The organism is Streptococcus sp. DAT741, assembly GCF_009866825.1.
In the GTDB taxonomy this organism is placed as follows: domain Bacteria; phylum Bacillota; class Bacilli; order Lactobacillales; family Streptococcaceae; genus Streptococcus; species Streptococcus ruminantium.
Map to the genome: position 1 here is coordinate 547,888 of NZ_CP019557.1, position 15,310 is coordinate 563,197.

14 protein-coding genes are annotated in these 15,310 nt (G+C 41.5%); all 14 read left to right on the forward strand.

The window, feature by feature from the left end; translation table 11 throughout:
* Positions 1 to 181 precede the first annotated feature (181 nt).
* The 14 genes from mutM to BZG42_RS02835 all read left to right on the forward strand — a co-directional run bounded on the left by mutM (position 182) and on the right by BZG42_RS02835 (position 15,308).
* Positions 182 to 1,009 (forward strand): DNA-formamidopyrimidine glycosylase, encoded by an 828-nt coding sequence (gene mutM / locus BZG42_RS02770; RefSeq protein WP_155995906.1) that lies wholly within the window; start codon positions 182 to 184, stop codon positions 1,007 to 1,009.
* Entirely contained in the window at positions 1,002 to 1,598 is a 597-nt protein-coding gene (gene coaE, locus BZG42_RS02775) for a dephospho-CoA kinase (protein ID WP_155995908.1), read from the forward strand. The genes mutM and coaE overlap by 8 nt, the downstream gene beginning before the upstream one ends.
* A complete protein-coding gene (locus BZG42_RS02780; protein ID WP_155995910.1) occupies positions 1,591 to 2,796 on the forward strand; it encodes a multidrug efflux MFS transporter in 1,206 nt (401 codons plus the stop codon). The genes coaE and BZG42_RS02780 overlap by 8 nt, the downstream gene beginning before the upstream one ends.
* Positions 2,796 to 2,945, forward strand: coding sequence for a 50S ribosomal protein L33 (rpmG, locus tag BZG42_RS02785; protein ID WP_032537847.1), 150 nt, complete (start codon positions 2,796 to 2,798; stop codon positions 2,943 to 2,945). Before BZG42_RS02780 ends, rpmG begins: the two co-directional genes overlap by 1 nt.
* A gap of 46 nt (positions 2,946 to 2,991) precedes the next feature.
* The gene (gene secG / locus BZG42_RS02790; RefSeq protein ID WP_024531652.1) at positions 2,992 to 3,225 is read left to right on the forward strand and encodes a preprotein translocase subunit SecG; all 234 of its coding nucleotides are present in this window, start codon (positions 2,992 to 2,994) and stop codon (positions 3,223 to 3,225) included.
* A gap of 50 nt (positions 3,226 to 3,275) precedes the next feature.
* Complete coding sequence (gene rnr, locus BZG42_RS02795) at positions 3,276 to 5,645, forward strand: ribonuclease R (RefSeq protein ID WP_155995912.1); 2,370 nt, start codon at positions 3,276 to 3,278, stop codon at positions 5,643 to 5,645.
* 2 nt (positions 5,646 to 5,647) lie between these two features.
* Positions 5,648 to 6,115: an SsrA-binding protein SmpB gene (gene smpB / locus BZG42_RS02800; protein ID WP_155964722.1), complete on the forward strand. Its 468-nt coding sequence runs from the start codon at positions 5,648 to 5,650 to the stop codon at positions 6,113 to 6,115.
* Between the two features lie 88 nt (positions 6,116 to 6,203).
* Positions 6,204 to 6,524, forward strand: a complete 321-nt coding sequence (locus tag BZG42_RS02805; protein WP_120171198.1) for a transposase — start codon at positions 6,204 to 6,206, stop codon at positions 6,522 to 6,524.
* Entirely contained in the window at positions 6,521 to 7,405 is an 885-nt protein-coding gene (locus tag BZG42_RS02810; protein WP_159780069.1) for an IS3 family transposase, read from the forward strand. The genes BZG42_RS02805 and BZG42_RS02810 overlap by 4 nt, the downstream gene beginning before the upstream one ends.
* 554 nt (positions 7,406 to 7,959) lie before the next feature.
* A complete protein-coding gene (gene tehB, locus BZG42_RS02815) occupies positions 7,960 to 8,820 on the forward strand; it encodes an SAM-dependent methyltransferase TehB (RefSeq protein WP_120171442.1) in 861 nt (286 codons plus the stop codon).
* 89 nt (positions 8,821 to 8,909) lie between these two features.
* On the forward strand, positions 8,910 to 10,784 hold the full coding sequence (locus tag BZG42_RS02820; protein ID WP_155973363.1) for a C69 family dipeptidase: 1,875 nt from the start codon (positions 8,910 to 8,912) through the stop codon (positions 10,782 to 10,784).
* A gap of 288 nt (positions 10,785 to 11,072) precedes the next feature.
* Complete coding sequence (locus BZG42_RS02825) at positions 11,073 to 13,547, forward strand: heavy metal translocating P-type ATPase (RefSeq protein WP_155996070.1); 2,475 nt, start codon at positions 11,073 to 11,075, stop codon at positions 13,545 to 13,547.
* 143 nt (positions 13,548 to 13,690) lie between these two features.
* Positions 13,691 to 14,176: a thiol peroxidase gene (gene tpx, locus BZG42_RS02830; protein ID WP_120171445.1), complete on the forward strand. Its 486-nt coding sequence runs from the start codon at positions 13,691 to 13,693 to the stop codon at positions 14,174 to 14,176.
* Between the two features lie 430 nt (positions 14,177 to 14,606).
* A complete protein-coding gene (locus tag BZG42_RS02835) occupies positions 14,607 to 15,308 on the forward strand; it encodes an ABC transporter ATP-binding protein (protein WP_120171446.1) in 702 nt (233 codons plus the stop codon).
* Positions 15,309 to 15,310: the final 2 nt, after the last annotated feature.

Here is a 15,310-nt window from a genome sequence, read left to right on the forward strand (position 1 = left end):
TTTCACTGTCGGTAGGGTTACCATTTTTCTTTTATCTTGTAATTTTACTTAGAAAGGTAGAGTGTTTGCGTACTGGAACCCGAGCTAAAAGCTCAGAAAAATAGACAGAACTCTTCGTGTGTGAAGCACCGAGTGTTGCTCTCCTGATTTCAGTCGCTTTTTACGCTCTTGGTATCATAAATTGCCCGAACTTCCTGAAGTTGAGACAGTTCGTCGAGGTTTGAATAGATTGGTTAAGGGGAAGACTATCCAAAAAGTTGAGGTCATTTATGCTCCCATGGTGAAAACAGGAGTAGATCGTTTTTGTCAAGATTTGGTTGGTCAGGTGATTATGGATGTGCAGCGTCGCGGCAAATATCTTTTGATTTATCTGACAGACTTTGTATTGATTTCTCACTTGCGTATGGAAGGCAAGTATAATTTCTTTCAAAAACAGGTGCCGACAAACAAGCACTTTCATGCTTTTTTTACTTTTACTGATGATTCTACCTTGGTTTATCAGGATGTCCGTAAGTTTGGTACCATGGAATTATTACAGGAAAAGAATTTATCTGCTTATTTCGCTAGTCGAAAAATCGGTCCTGAACCAACAGAAGAAGATTTTCATTTAGCAGAATTTACTGCAAAATTAGCCAGATCCAAAAAGCCTATCAAGTCTCATCTCTTGGATCAGTCCTTGGTAGCAGGCTTGGGAAATATTTATGCTGATGAGGTTTTATTTAGAGCGCAAGTTCATCCTGCTCAAGTCAGTCACAGTCTATCAGCAAATCAGATAACTGCTCTTCGTCAGGCTACTATTGAGGTATTGCAACTGGGGATTGAAAAAGGTGGATCAACGATCCGAACTTATAAGAATGCCTTGGGGATGGATGGAAGTATGCAGGATTATTTACAAGTATATGGAAAGACAGGACAGGCTTGTCCTTGCTGCCAAGAGAAGATCGTTAAAATCCAATTGGGCGGTCGGGGTACGCATTTCTGTCCTCGGTGTCAGGTGTTAGATGATTAGAGTCATCGGAGTGACAGGCGGTATCGCCTCAGGAAAGTCAACTGTGTCGGCCTATCTGCGAGAAAATGGATACATAGTTATTGATGCTGATGCGGTGGTGCATGAATTGCAAGCCAAAGGTGGCAAGCTTTATCAGGTCTTACTGGCTGAATTTGGTGAAAAGATCTTATCCGCAGATGGAAATATAGACAGAGAAAAATTGGGGCAGGCTGTTTTTGCAGATAGCAGTTTTCGGCTTCGTTTATCTAAGTTGCAGGATCGGATTATTCGTCAGGAGCTTTTAAAGAGACGAGATGAACTGAAGCAGAAAGAGGAGATAATTTTCATGGATATTCCCCTGCTCTACGAGGCAGATTATAGCGGGGAAGTAGATGAAACCTGGCTAGTTTATGTCGATAAAGCGCAGCAATTGGACAGACTCATGAAGCGCAATGGGTTTTCCGTTCAAGATGCGGAACATCGGCTGGCAGCTCAGCTTTCTTTGGATGAAAAACGAGCGAAAGCTCCGGTGGTTATTGATAATAGTGGAGTAATTGAGAAGACTTTGATGCAGGTTCAAGGTCTTTTGGAGGGGTTAAAGGATGGATGACGGTAGTAGGTATTGGAAGCAGAACTTGAAGATAGCCTGGTTAGGAAATTTCCTGACAGGAACTAGTTTTACCTTGGTGATGCCTTTTATTTCGGTTTTTGTGGAAGAGCTGAAGGTGGCGCCGGGACAAGTGGAGTACTATGCTGGTCTGGCTGTGTCGGCTAATGCCTTGGCAGCGGCTCTGATGGCTCCTATCTGGGGGAGTTTAGCGGATCGTTATGGACGTAAACCCATGATGGTGCGGGCAGCTTTTGCTATGATTTTTACTATGGGGGGAATGGCTTTTGTACCTAACGTCTTCTGGTTGATCGTCCTGCGTGTTTTAAATGGTGTTTTTACAGGTTACATTCCAAATGCAACAGCCTTAATTGCTAGTCAGGTTCCTAAGGAAAAGACGGGCTATGCTCTTGGCACCTTATCAACGGGAGCCGTTGCCGGAAACTTAATCGGACCGACTCTTGGTGGTATCTTAGCAGAGATGTTTGGGGTTCATACGGTATTCTTGCTGGTTGGTCTTCTTTACGCCCTAGTGGTTATTTTGACAATTTTCTATATCCGAGAGGACTTTGTTCCGGTCAAAAAAGGTGAGGCGATGTCCATTCGGGAAGTTTTGGTGCAAGTGAGAGACCGACAAATGTTGGTTGGTCTTTTTATCGCTTCCATGATTATTATTGCGGCTGCTCAGGCAGTTGTACCCATTCTGACTCTCTATGTTCGGCATCTGGGACAAACGGATAATCTACTCTTTGTAGCAGGCTTCATTATTTCTTTGCCGGGGATGGCATCCTTGGTGACATCGGGGCATTTGGGGAAAATTGGGGATCGAATTGGCAATCACCGACTCTTGTTGCTGGCTTTAGCCTATAGTCTTTTAATCAACGTTTTCTGTGCTTTTGCGACTAGTCCTTTTCAGTTGGGTTTGCTTCGTTTTCTGTATGGTTTTGGAACAGGCGCCCTTTTGCCTTCTGTCAATTCGCTTCTAACGAAGTTGACTCCTAGGGAAGGTATCTCAAGAATTTTTTCCTACAATCAACTTTTTAACAATCTAGGCTCTGTTGTGGGACCAATGATGGGGTCAGCGGTGGCTGCTCACATGGGCTACAACTGGGTATTTTATCTATCTAGCGGCCTAGTCTTGTTCAATCTTATCTGGTCCTTGATCAATTTTAGAAACTACTTGAAAGTAAGGGATATTTAGTGAGAGTTAAAATCAATTTACAATGTTCAGAATGTGGTAGTAAGAATTACTTGACTAGTAAAAATGCTAAGACCCATCCACAGAAGATTGAGGTGCTAAAATACTGTCCAAAAGAGAGAAAAGTGACTCTTCACCTTGAATCTAAATAGTTTTTATGGTATAATGTCAGAAGTTATTGTAGAAAGTGAAAAAAATATGTATCAAGCATTATTAACAATTCTGTTGATTTTATCTGTTATTTTGATTGCAGTGATCTTTATCCAACCAGCTAAAAACCAGTCTAGCAATGTCTTTGACTCTTCTAGTGGTGCTTTGTTTGAGCGGACAAAGGCACGTGGTTTTGAGGCGGTTATGCAGCGTATTACAGCTATCCTTATTTTCCTTTGGATGTTGGATGCGCTCGCACTTGTTATCATTTCAAGTAAGTAGATAAATCAGACTGGGACTTGTTCTTGGTCTATTTTTTTAGTAAAGGTATCATGAAAAACGAAATTATTAACTATATCAAAGAAGTTGGTCCAGTGACCATGGGTCAGCTAGCTGATCAGTTCGGTGCTAGTTCCGCAAAGGATTTTACCGGTTTGGTTAAGCTGGTTTCCAGTATGGAAGGCCACCGTAAGTTGATCTTTGACAATGCAGGTCGGATTGCTTTGCCGATGCCAAAAAGAGTGAAAAATCAGGTGACCTTGCAGGGGATTTTCCGTGCACATAAATCAGGATTTGGATTTGTGACGATTGATGAGGAGGAAGATGATCTCTTTATTAGCCGCGATGATGTCCATTTTGCCATTGAGGGTGACCGAGTGGAAATTGCTATTAAGAAGGTAGCTGATCGGCTCAAAGGGACAGCTGCGGAAGCGGAGGTTATTGATATTCTGGAGCACAGCTTGAAAACAGCGGTGGGGCTAATCATCTTCGATGAGGATAAGCCTGAATATGCTGGCTATATCAAGTCTAAAAACCAAAAGATTACCCAGAAGATCTATATTAGGAAGTCACCTCTGGTATTGACCGGAACAGAAATCCTAAAGGTTGACATTGAAGCTTATCCAAGCAAAAAACGAGATTATTTTGTAGCAACCATTCGTGATGTGGTAGGGCACAAGGACGATGTAGGAATTGATGTGCTGGAAGTTTTGGAATCTATGGATATTGTCTCTGAGTTTCCAGATGAGGTATTAGCAGAGGCAGATCGTGTGCCAGAATGTCCATCAGAATCGGACTTTGTGGGGCGTTTGGACCTGCGTGATGAGGTGATTTTTACCATTGATGGTGCAGATGCTAAAGATTTGGACGATGCAGTTCATATCAAGCAACTCAAGAATGGTAATATGGAATTAGGTGTCCATATTGCTGATGTCAGCTATTATGTGACCGAGGGATCTGCTCTGGATCAAGAAGCCATCAAGCGAGGGACTTCTGTCTATGTGACTGACCGAGTGGTACCTATGTTGCCAGAGCGCCTGTCAAATGGAATCTGCTCACTCAATCCAAATGTAGATCGCTTAACCCAATCTGCCATTATGGAAATCGACCGTAAAGGTAAGATTGTGAAGCACTGGATCGGTCAGTCAGTTATCAAGACAAGTTTTCGCATGACCTACTCGGATGTTAATGACATGATTGCAGGGGATAGGGAAAAGTTAACCAAATATAAGGCTATCGCACCGAGTGTGGAACTTATGGTTAAACTTCATGAGACATTGGAAACGATGCGCTACAAGCGCGGTGCCCTTAATTTTGATACAGCAGAAGCCAAAATTATTGTCAATAAGGAAGGGTTACCTGTCGACATTCAGCTTCGTCAGCGTGGAATTGCCGAGCGAATGATTGAGTCTTTCATGTTAGCAGCTAATGAATGTGTTGCCGAGCACTTTGCTCAGTTGAATCTTCCTTTCATTTATCGGATTCATGAGGAGCCCAAGTCGGATAAATTGCAGAAGTTCATTGACTATGCAACCAGTTTTGGCTTGGCGGTTTACGGGACGGCTAATTCGATTAGTCGGGAGACTCTTCAGGAGTTGATGGAGCGAGTCAAAGACGAACCTTATGCGGATGTGCTGAACATGATGTTGCTTCGTTCCATGCAGCAGGCACGTTATTCGGAACACAACCACGGTCACTATGGTTTGGGAGCAGCGTTTTACACTCACTTCACTAGTCCCATTCGCCGTTATCCAGACTTATTGGTTCACCGTATGGTGCGAGAATATGGACAAAATCCTGCGGAGAAGGCTGAGCATTTTGAACAGGTCATTCCTGAGTTGGCTAAATCGTCTTCAAGTTTGGAACGTCGTGCTATTGATGCTGAACGAGAAGTTGAAGCAATGAAAAAAGCTGAGTTTATGCAGGAATTTGTCGGTCAGGAATTCGATGGTGTCGTATCAAGTGTGGTTAAATTTGGTCTTTTTGTCGAATTAACAAATACAGTTGAAGGACTGATTCATATTACCAATCTTAGTGAATACTACCAGTTTCATGAGCGAACCTTGACCTTGCAGGGTGAGAAGTCGGGTCGTGTCTTCCGTGTTGGTCAGCCGATTCGTATCAAGCTTATGCGGGCGGATAAGATGACTGGAGAGATTGATTTTGCTCACGTTCCGTCTGAGTTGGATAGTATCGAAAAAGCCTCAAAAGCTAAGCGGAGGGCAACTGGGCATTCCAACCGTGATCGTGATGATCGGTCAGGGAGAGGACGGGGGAAGAACCGCAAGAAAGAAGCTAGTGGTCGCGATAGCTCTCGTCATAAGTCAGCGAAAGACTACAAGTCTAAGAGCGGAAAGTCAGCTAGGAAAAAGAAACCATTTTACAAGGAAATTGTGAAAAAGAATAAGAAGACAAGGAGGTAGACATGGCTAAGGGTGAGGGCAATGTGATTGCACAGAATAAAAAAGCTCGTCACGACTATACCATTGTGGATACGGTAGAAGCGGGGATAGTGTTGACAGGAACGGAAATCAAATCCATTCGTGCAGGACGAATCAACCTTAAAGATGGTTTTGCTCAGATAAAGAATGGTGAAGCTTGGTTGGTCAATGTCCATATCGCTCCCTACGATGAGGGAAACATCTGGAATCAAGAACCGACTCGGACTCGAAAGCTCCTCTTGCGGAAGAAGCAGATTGAGTCACTAGGTAATGAGATTAAGGGGACAGGGATGACCCTTGTTCCTCTCAAAGTTTACATCAAGGATGGTTTTGCTAAGATCTTAATTGGCCTTGCTAAAGGTAAACACGATTATGACAAGCGAGAGTCCATCAAACGTCGTGAACAGGACCGGGACATCAAGCGAACGATGAAATCCATCAATAGTAGATAAAACTAAAAGAAGTTGGAGATGAAAAGAACCCCTTATAATGGACAGTATAAAAAGTACTATACTGTTCTTATAAGGAGGTTCTTTTCTCATGGCTAAAAAAGGAAGTAAATTTACAAAGTATCCACCTGAATTCAAAATACAAGTAGTCGAGGACTATCTTAGTGGGAAAAGTGGTGGTATGGACTCAATTGTAAAAAAGTATGGCTTGAAATCAAACAATCAAGTCCTCACATGGACTAGAAAATATCACGAAAATCCACAATTGCTCCACCAAGATTTAAGAGGTGCTAAATCAACTGGTCGCCCAAAATCAACCAATCTTGATGAAATGACAATAGAGGAACAGAATGCCTTTCTTCGTATGGAGAATGACATTTTAAAAACCTTAAGGACTCTCCTCAGAAAGTGAGAAGAGTCCACCTTTATCAAGTCGTTGAACAATTGAAAGAACGTTATTCCATCTCCCGTTTATGTGCCTATTTGGGTTTCCCTAGGTCATCATACTACCTCTGGTTAAGCAATGGAAAACCTGAACACAAGCGGTTTAACCCTGACCTAGCACAAGTCATTACAGCTATTTTTAATGAGACTCAGAAAGGTTATCGTTTCATTTGTTATCAACTGAGAAGAAAATACGATATTTTCTGTCATCCTAAAACTGTCCTACGCTATATGCGTATTCTGGGTTTGAAGTCGCCAATTCGAAAGAAACGCTATCATTCTTGCACGCAGCGTGAGATAAATGAAAAGGCAAGACACGTCCACTACAACGTGCTTGCCCGAAACTTTAAAGCAGAACGTCCTCTCCAGAAACTAACAACGGATGTCAGTTATGTTTACCACAAACAGGGAAGGATGTTCCTTAGCGTCATAAAAGATTGTTATGACAACTCTATTCTAGCATATACTCTTTCAGATTATAATGATAATCAGCTCGTTTTTGAAAATTTAGACCTCGTCTTCAATGAAAATTGGGATGCCACACACATTTGTGTCTTGCATTCTGATCGAGGTTTTCAGTACACCAACCAACTTTATCTCAGAAAACTAGACCAGTATGGTGTTACGATTTCCCATTCTGGAAAAGGGAATTGTTATGACAATGCTTCTTGTGAAAATTTCTTTTCCCATCTCAAGAGTGAGTCCTTACGGCTCTTTCCTCCTAATAACAGAGATGAACTCAGCCAACAAATTAAAGAATACATGGACTGGTATAACTATGATAGACCACAAGAAATATTAAAAGGTATGACCCCTATGGAATTCAGGGAGTCATACCTTACTAACTAATATTCTTTTTTACACTGTCTATTTTAGACGGGGCTTGACAAGATGGTTTTCTTTTTAGATGAAGATAAATGTTCTGATTCAAAAAAACTCTGTCTATGTAATATTTGACAAAGATTTTTCTTTGTGTTAAAAATGAGACGAGAAGATGAAGTACGGTAACAGTTGGGTTTGATTAAGAAGAGAAAGCGAATTTCTGGGCAGTGTCACATACAGGTCTGTAAAAAAGACTTGGGGTTCTGATGTGTCAGGTTTATTGACTCAAAAAGCTTAGAAATAAATCAAGAAATTAGACGAGCAAGTTTAATATATTTTACTCGCTTTAGATTGAAACATATTTGGATAGAGCGAACAGACTTAGATAACATAGCAGAGGCTAAAGGAACATAGGTTTTAAAAATAGTGTTATCGCATTGGCGAAATAGACTAATTTGTTATATTCAAGATAACAAAATGATTGTTTCTGGTTTTGAAGTTGCTCACTGTAAAGAAGCTTAAAAATAATAGTTCATGAATTTAACTATAAAATAATGAATAAATAATAGATTGGAGCCAGTATGACAGTTTTAGTCCCTTATAGACGAATGCCGGTTTGGAATCAAGAAACGGTTCCCCAACATTTTTTGACCAAGCACAATACTAAAGTTGGTACTTGGGCAAAAATTAGGGTTTTGAATGGACGGATCAAGTTTGAGTTAATGTCTAACGCTAATGAAGTCTTAGGCGAGTTTGTCTATGTCTCAACAGATGATATTCCAATGATAGAACCTCAGGTTTGGCACCGTGTGACATTGTTGACAGAGGATACAGAGTTTTTCTTAGAATTTTTCTGTAGTCCGGAGGATTATTTTGCCAAGAAGTATGACTATACTCGTACGCATTCGGAAGTCTTGGAGGCCTTGAATATTATTGAGCCTTGTAAGGTATTGGACCTGGGCTGTGGACGTGGTCGTAACAGTCTCTATCTTGCTCAGCGTGGTTTTGATGTGACAGCTGTGGATAAAGATGAGTCAAGCATTCAGACACTCTTACAGGTTAAAGAGTTGGAAGATTTGGATTTGCAGGTCGGTTTCTATGATATTAACTCCGCTAGTTTAGAGCAAGATTATGACTGGATTATTTCAACGGTCGTTTTCATGTCCTTAGAGCGTGGCCAGGTACCAGCTATTATCCAGAATATGCAGGAGCAAACACGAAGTGGTGGTTATAATCTGATTGTGGCAGCCATGGATACAGAGGATGCACCTTGTCCCGTGGATTTTTCTTTTACTTTTGGAACAGGCGAGCTGAAAGAGTACTATCGTGATTGGAAATTCATCAAATACAATGAAAATTTTGGTCACCTTCATAGACGGGATGAAAATGGGAATTTTCTCAAAATGCGTTTTGTGACCATGCTAGCTCAAAAAACGAAATAAAATATTTTTGAAAGCACTTGCATAGCAAGTGTTTTTGAGTTACAATGTAGGTGTAAATGGGTAAACACACTATAGGAAAGGAGAAGTCTATGAAAAAGACTTTTATTCGCATTGCAACATTTCTGATGTTGGTTTGCCTATTCCCTACCCAGATTGTCCAAGCCTGTGCGGGCTTTATCATTGGGAAAGGATTGACAACAGACGGTTCTGTCCTTTATGGTAGGACGGAGGATTATCCATATTCACCGGATAACGGGGCGCACAATAAAAACTATATTGTTGTCCCAGCAAAAACCTACGCAGAAGGTGAGATGTTAACGGATGAGGCATTTGGTTTTACTGCACCACATTTGGCAAATGAATTTAAATATACATCAACACCTGATGCGGCGCGTGGTGATGGTTCCAACGGTAATTTTGGTGCACATGGCTTTAATGAAAAAGGTGTCTCTATGTCAGCTACTGTGACAGCCATTCCAAATAAAAAAGTGTTGGCTGTGGATCCACTTGTAAAATCTGGGGGATTAGGAGAGTCCATTTTAGTTGACTATGTGCTGCCTCGTGTTTCAACCGCTCGTGAAGGAATTGAATTGATTGCTAAGACAATCGATGAAAAAGGTTCAGCGGAAGGTAATATTGTTGTGATCGCCGATAAGAACGAAGTCTGGTATATGGAAATTTTGTCAGGTCACCAATATGTTGCCATCAAATTCCCAGAAGACAAGTATGCTGTTTTTGCTAACACTTACTATTTAGGTCATGTTAATCTAGCAGATAAGGAAAATGTGATTGCTTCATCTAAAGTGGAAGAAGTAGCTAAGCAAGCTGATAGCTACGCTACCGTAGATGGTCAATTCCACATCGCCAAGTCCTATGGACCCGAAACTTATGCAGAAGGAGATCGTTCTAGGACGTATGCTGGTATCACACTGTTGGATCCACAAACTCCAGTAACCTATGGCGATGCAGTCTATGACTTACTGCGTCAGCCGACAGATCCAAGTCGTCGCTTTGGTCTACAGGATGTTTTTGCCTTGCAACGCAATCGCTTTGAGCATCTTCCTCAATTTCGTCCAGATGATGAAGTCGGGAAGAAAAAACAAGGCGATAATGGGGAAAATGATCAAGCAGCAGATGCAACCTACAAGTACGCTCTTGGTAATGAGAACGTCATCAATGCCCATGTCTACCAAATAAAAGACAGCTTACCATCAGCCTTTGGTGGCATTGTATGGCTAGGGTTAGGTCAGACTCGGAATACTCCTTATGTACCTTTCTATGGCATTGTAACAGATACTCACGAAGCTTTTAAACCGCGTACGGCGACTTATGACACAACTTCTTGGTACTGGACTGTTCAGAATATTGATAAGATGGCAATGGCTCACCCAGAGTTATTTGGCAAATCTATTCAAGAAAAGTGGATTGCTCTTGAAAAGGAATGGATTGCTCAACAAGCGGCTTTAGATGCCCAGTATGCAGGTTTATCTGATGAGGCAGCTCTTGCGCAGGCAGGAAGCATTACAGCAGATACCTTGGTACGGGCAGATGAAATTTTTAAACAGTTAAAAGCAGTAGAAGCTGAGATGAAGGCTAAAATTGAGTCAGCGACTACTCCATCATCTAGTACAGAATCATCGTCTAGCGCAGAATCATCATCCAGTACGGTGCCATCATCCAGTGTAGAATCATCAAGTACTACAGTGTCATCTACAAGCACTGGTACGAGTACAAACCAGTCTACTATAGTGAGCTCAGACAAAGGAGGAGTAACAACTTCGTCTAGTATTGGTGCAGGAACAAGTGTTCCTTCATCAAATAAGAAAGTGAGTACTACGACTAAAAAAGGAAAATCCATTCTTCCAAGCACGGGTGAGCAGGTCAGCATACTCTTAATTGCTCTAGGAGTGGTAGGTATCCTAGTAGTCATTTTCCTCAATCGTAAAAAATCTGACAAAGATTGAGTCATTCTTCTTTTGTGAGTAAATAGATTGGGAGCAAGAGAGTTTCAGTTTAGAAATTGAACCTAATCAGCTAATAAAGTAATTCAGAAAGCGAACAAATTTGGAATGTTTATCAAACTGAATTCCAATCTGTTCGCTTTTTACATTTTACTATCTTGCTTCTCAGTATTGCATTTTTTGGGGGCAATTATTGGGATCAGATTCATTCCCATTTTTTAATCAAAATCATTTACAAATGTAGTCAAAATATGTACAATATGATTACAAATGTAGTCAAAGGAGTTTAAAATGAAGAAAGCAAGCTACTCAGTTGAAGGAATGACTTGTGCTTCCTGCGCTATGACAGTAGAGAAAGCTGTAGGGAAGTTAACAGGGGTGGAGCAGGTTGGTGTGAATATAGCCACTGAGAAATTGACTCTTACCTATGATGAAAAACTCCTAAGTTTTGAAGATATTAGCCAGACGGTTGAAAAGGCAGGCTACCGTTTAGTTGATAATTTGGTAACAGAAACCTATCTGATAGAAGGAATGACCTGTGCTTCCTGTGCCATGATGGTAGAAAAGACCCTTAGAAAATTAGAAGGTGTAGAAGAAGTCAATGTTCATTTGGTTACAGAAAAAGTAAGAATCCGTTACGATCGAGACCAGCAAAATCTAGCTAGTTTAGAGGCTGCTGTCAAAAAAGCAGGTTATAAACTGGTCTGGCAAGCATCAGAGAGAGAGAAAGAAATGAAAAAAAAGCTGACTAAGCAAGAAATTCTGTGGAATCAATTTATCTGGTCAGCCTTATTTACCCTTCCTTTGCTTTATATATCTATGGGACCTATGTTGCCGTTTGGTGGACTTCCTTTGCCAATTTGGCTCCATCAGCCTTTATTCTATACCACCAGTCAATTGATCTTGCTTTTGCCAGTCCTTTATATCGGTCGCAGTTTTTTCAAAAAAGGCTTTAAAATGCTCTTTCAGGCCCATCCCAATATGGACTCTCTGATTGCCGCAGGGACCAGTGCAGCTCTTCTTCAAGGGATGTTGATGCTTGGTTTTCTTCTATCAGGCAGAGAAGTACCTATGCATGGTCAGCATCCGGACTTGTATTTTGAATCGGCCGCAGTTATATTGACTTTGATTACCCTAGGAAAATACTTTGAAGCTAGATCCAAGGGACAAACTTCTGAAGCTATAAAAAAACTGATGAATCTAATCCCTCAAACAGCTCAAGTTTTACGTGAAGGGCAAGAAATGCAGGTTTCGATTGATCAAGTCCTAGTAGGAGATAGATTGATTGTTCGACCAGGTCAGCAGGTTCCTGTGGATGGCAAAGTCCTAGAGGGACAGACCAGAGTGGACGAGTCCATGTTGACAGGGGAGAGTCTACCGGTCAAGAAAATGGTAGGAGATACTGTTTTTGGTGCTACTCTTAATCAACAGGGAGCCATTCAAATGCAGGCAACCAAGGTTGGTCGTGATACAACTTTGTCCCAGATTATTCGCTTGGTAGAGGAGGCACAGGGGTCTAAAGCTCCCATCGCCAAACTTGCTGACCAAGTATCAGCAGTCTTTGTTCCTATCGTTATGGGGTTGGCACTATTATCTGGTCTAACTTGGTATTTTCTAGGGCAAGAATCTTGGATATTCTCCCTGACTATTTCAATTTCTGTTCTGGTTATTGCCTGTCCCTGTGCTTTAGGCTTAGCAACGCCGACTGCCATCATGGTTGGTACGGGAAAGGGAGCAGAAAACGGGCTACTCTTCAAATCCAGCCAAGCTATAGAAGCCTTGCAGCAGGTGGACACCCTTATTTTTGACAAGACTGGCACCATTACCGAGGGGCAGCCTCAAGTGGTAGCCATTCAGCTTCTAGCGGATAAAAATCGAGAACAAGTCCTTCAACTTGCAGCAAGTAGCGAACAGTTTTCAGAACATCCCTTGGCTCAGGCTCTCCTTCAAACTGCAAAAGAGGAGTCTATTGCCTTGCTAGCGGCAACAAATTTTCAGGTACATGCTGGCCGTGGTCTTTCAGTGACAATAGCAGAGCAGACTATTCACTTGGGGAATGAACGTTTGATGAGTGAACAGGAAATTGAGCTTGGGGAAGGTCGTGCAGTAGCGGAACAATTTGCAAAAGAAGCTAAGACGCCAGTATTTTTAGCAGCTAATAAGGAACTCTTGGCGGTTATTGCAATCGCTGACCGAGTGAAGAAGACCAGTCAAGAGGCTATACAGACCCTAAAAGCTATGGGCTTAAAAGTGGTTATGTTAACAGGAGATCATAAAAAAACAGCACAAGCCATTGCCAAAGAAATAGGGATTGAGCAGGTTATTAGTCAAGTGTTACCTGATGATAAGGCCAATCAAGTTCGACTCTTGCAAAGTCAAGGAAAATGTGTAGCCATGGTGGGGGATGGCATCAATGATGCTCCAGCCCTAGCTCAGGCGCAGGTAGGCATCGCTATCGGTTCGGGCACGGATATTGCCATTGAATCCGCTGATGTAGTTCTCATGCATAGTGATATGTTGGATGTCATCAAAGCCATCAAGCTTAGTCAAGCAACCATGCGGACAATTAAACAAAATCTTTTTTGGGCCTTTGCCTATAATGTTGTCGGTATACCTATTGCTATGGGATTACTATACCTTTTCGATGGTCCTTTGCTAAATCCTATGCTTGCAGGTGCAGCAATGAGTCTGAGTTCCGTATCCGTAGTGCTTAATGCTCTGCGTTTGAGGAGTATGAGACTGGAGATTCAAGCTTTTAAGAAATAGTCACTTTCCCATTTCTGTCTTTTTTTAGTTAGCTACTGACTTTTATTTTCTGATGGATTTTAGAAATGAATCAAATTAGTGGATAATATTTTCAAAAACGCTTACAATGATTATTAAAAAAATAAGTTGTAAGGGAGAATTATATGACAACGTTTATTGGAAAAGCAGTGACCTTAGTAGGCCCCCGTTTGCAGGTGGGGGACAAGGCCCCAGATTTTGTCCTAATGGCTAATGATTTGAGTCTGAAAAGTTTGAACGATTTTGGCAAGCAAACAAAGGTTATCAGCGTTGTGCCTTCCATTGACACAGGGGTTTGTGATGCGCAAACCCGTCGCTTCAATCAGGATTTGGCAGAGCGTGACAATACAGTTGTCATTACTGTTTCGGTCGATCTTCCGTTTGCTCAAAAACGCTGGTGTGGAGCTGCAGGATTAGAAGATGCGGTGACTCTATCGGACTACTACGATCACGCTTTTGGTAAATCCTATGGTGTCCTCATGCAGGAATGGAACCTTCTAGCTAGAGCAGTTTTTGTCCTAAATGCGGCCAATGAAATCATCTATGTCGAATACTTGGACAATGTTAACGAACAACCAAACTACGAAGCAGCACTAGCCGTGTTGAACTGAGATAATTTTAAGAGATGATTATTGTCACCTTGCCTAATACGGAAATACTTCCGTCTGGCAGATTTGACTGGATTTTATGGAAAGTTCTTTGTAACACTTTTGTTTTATTGAAGAGGGGACACATCATCTCCTCTTTTTGTTACCTACAGGCATTTAAGGGGGAGCTTAACATTTATGAAGGGTTTGTTGTTTACCCAATATTGTCCTCACTTCTCTTTTTATTTTCTTCTTGATTTGTCATTGCCAACTTTCATAGTTTCTATACGGACGTTATTTGATTTTTGTCCCGTCTTCTAAAGCCTATTTTTTTCTAGGCTTTCAACTTGGGATTTAATGATCTTGAAATTCAATGAAAGAATGATAAGGTAGATGAGAAGAGGGGAGTCTTCTCTTTTATGGTATAATAAACCTAAGGAGAGAGGAGAAGGCCATGGCTTATATCGAAATCAAACAGTCTTCAAAATATTATCGAATGGGTGAGACAACCATTGTGGCGAACCAGGATGTCTCTTTTGAAATTGAAAAAGGAGAGCTGGTTGTTATTTTGGGTTCATCTGGTGCAGGAAAATCTACCTTGCTTAATATTCTTGGTGGGATGGATAGTAATGATGAAGGAGAAGTTTGGATTGATGGCATAGACATTGCTCGATTATCTAGTCATGAATTAACTAATTATCGCAGAGATGATGTTGGTTTTGTCTTCCAGTTTTACAATTTAGTAGCCAACCTCACAGCTAAGGAAAATGTTGAACTAGCAGCAGAGATTGTCAAAGATGCTCTAGATGCCGAGGAGATTCTTGAACAGGTGGGGCTAGGACACCGACTGAATAACTTTCCTGCCCAGCTTTCGGGCGGTGAACAGCAACGGGTTGCTATAGCTCGGGCGGTTGCCAAAAAGCCTAAAATCTTACTTTGTGATGAGCCGACCGGTGCTTTGGATTATCAGACGGGAAAACATGTTTTGCAAATCTTGCAGAACATGTCTCGCAAGGATGGGACAACAGTCATTATTGTAACGCACAATGCAGCCTTGGCTCCGATTGCAGATCGAGTTATTAAAATGCGAGATGCACATGTGTACTCGGTTGAGTTAAATTCGCATCCGCAGAATATCACCGATCTAGAGTATTAGTT

What these genes read in the sequence shown, in the direction of transcription:
- smpB (WP_155964722.1), top strand. Translation starts at nt 5,648, where the DNA reads ATGGCTAAGGGTGAGGGCAATGTGATTGCACAGAATAAAAAAGCTCGT.
- BZG42_RS02825 (WP_155996070.1), top strand. Translation starts at nt 11,073, where the DNA reads ATGAAGAAAGCAAGCTACTCAGTTGAAGGAATGACTTGTGCTTCCTGC.
- rnr (WP_155995912.1), top strand. Translation starts at nt 3,276, where the DNA reads ATGAAAAACGAAATTATTAACTATATCAAAGAAGTTGGTCCAGTGACC.
- tpx (WP_120171445.1), top strand. Translation starts at nt 13,691, where the DNA reads ATGACAACGTTTATTGGAAAAGCAGTGACCTTAGTAGGCCCCCGTTTG.
- coaE (WP_155995908.1), top strand. Translation starts at nt 1,002, where the DNA reads ATGATTAGAGTCATCGGAGTGACAGGCGGTATCGCCTCAGGAAAGTCA.
- BZG42_RS02820 (WP_155973363.1), top strand. Translation starts at nt 8,910, where the DNA reads ATGAAAAAGACTTTTATTCGCATTGCAACATTTCTGATGTTGGTTTGC.
- tehB (WP_120171442.1), top strand. Translation starts at nt 7,960, where the DNA reads ATGACAGTTTTAGTCCCTTATAGACGAATGCCGGTTTGGAATCAAGAA.
- BZG42_RS02835 (WP_120171446.1), top strand. Translation starts at nt 14,607, where the DNA reads ATGGCTTATATCGAAATCAAACAGTCTTCAAAATATTATCGAATGGGT.
- secG (WP_024531652.1), top strand. Translation starts at nt 2,992, where the DNA reads ATGTATCAAGCATTATTAACAATTCTGTTGATTTTATCTGTTATTTTG.
- BZG42_RS02780 (WP_155995910.1), top strand. Translation starts at nt 1,591, where the DNA reads ATGGATGACGGTAGTAGGTATTGGAAGCAGAACTTGAAGATAGCCTGG.
- BZG42_RS02805 (WP_120171198.1), top strand. Translation starts at nt 6,204, where the DNA reads ATGGCTAAAAAAGGAAGTAAATTTACAAAGTATCCACCTGAATTCAAA.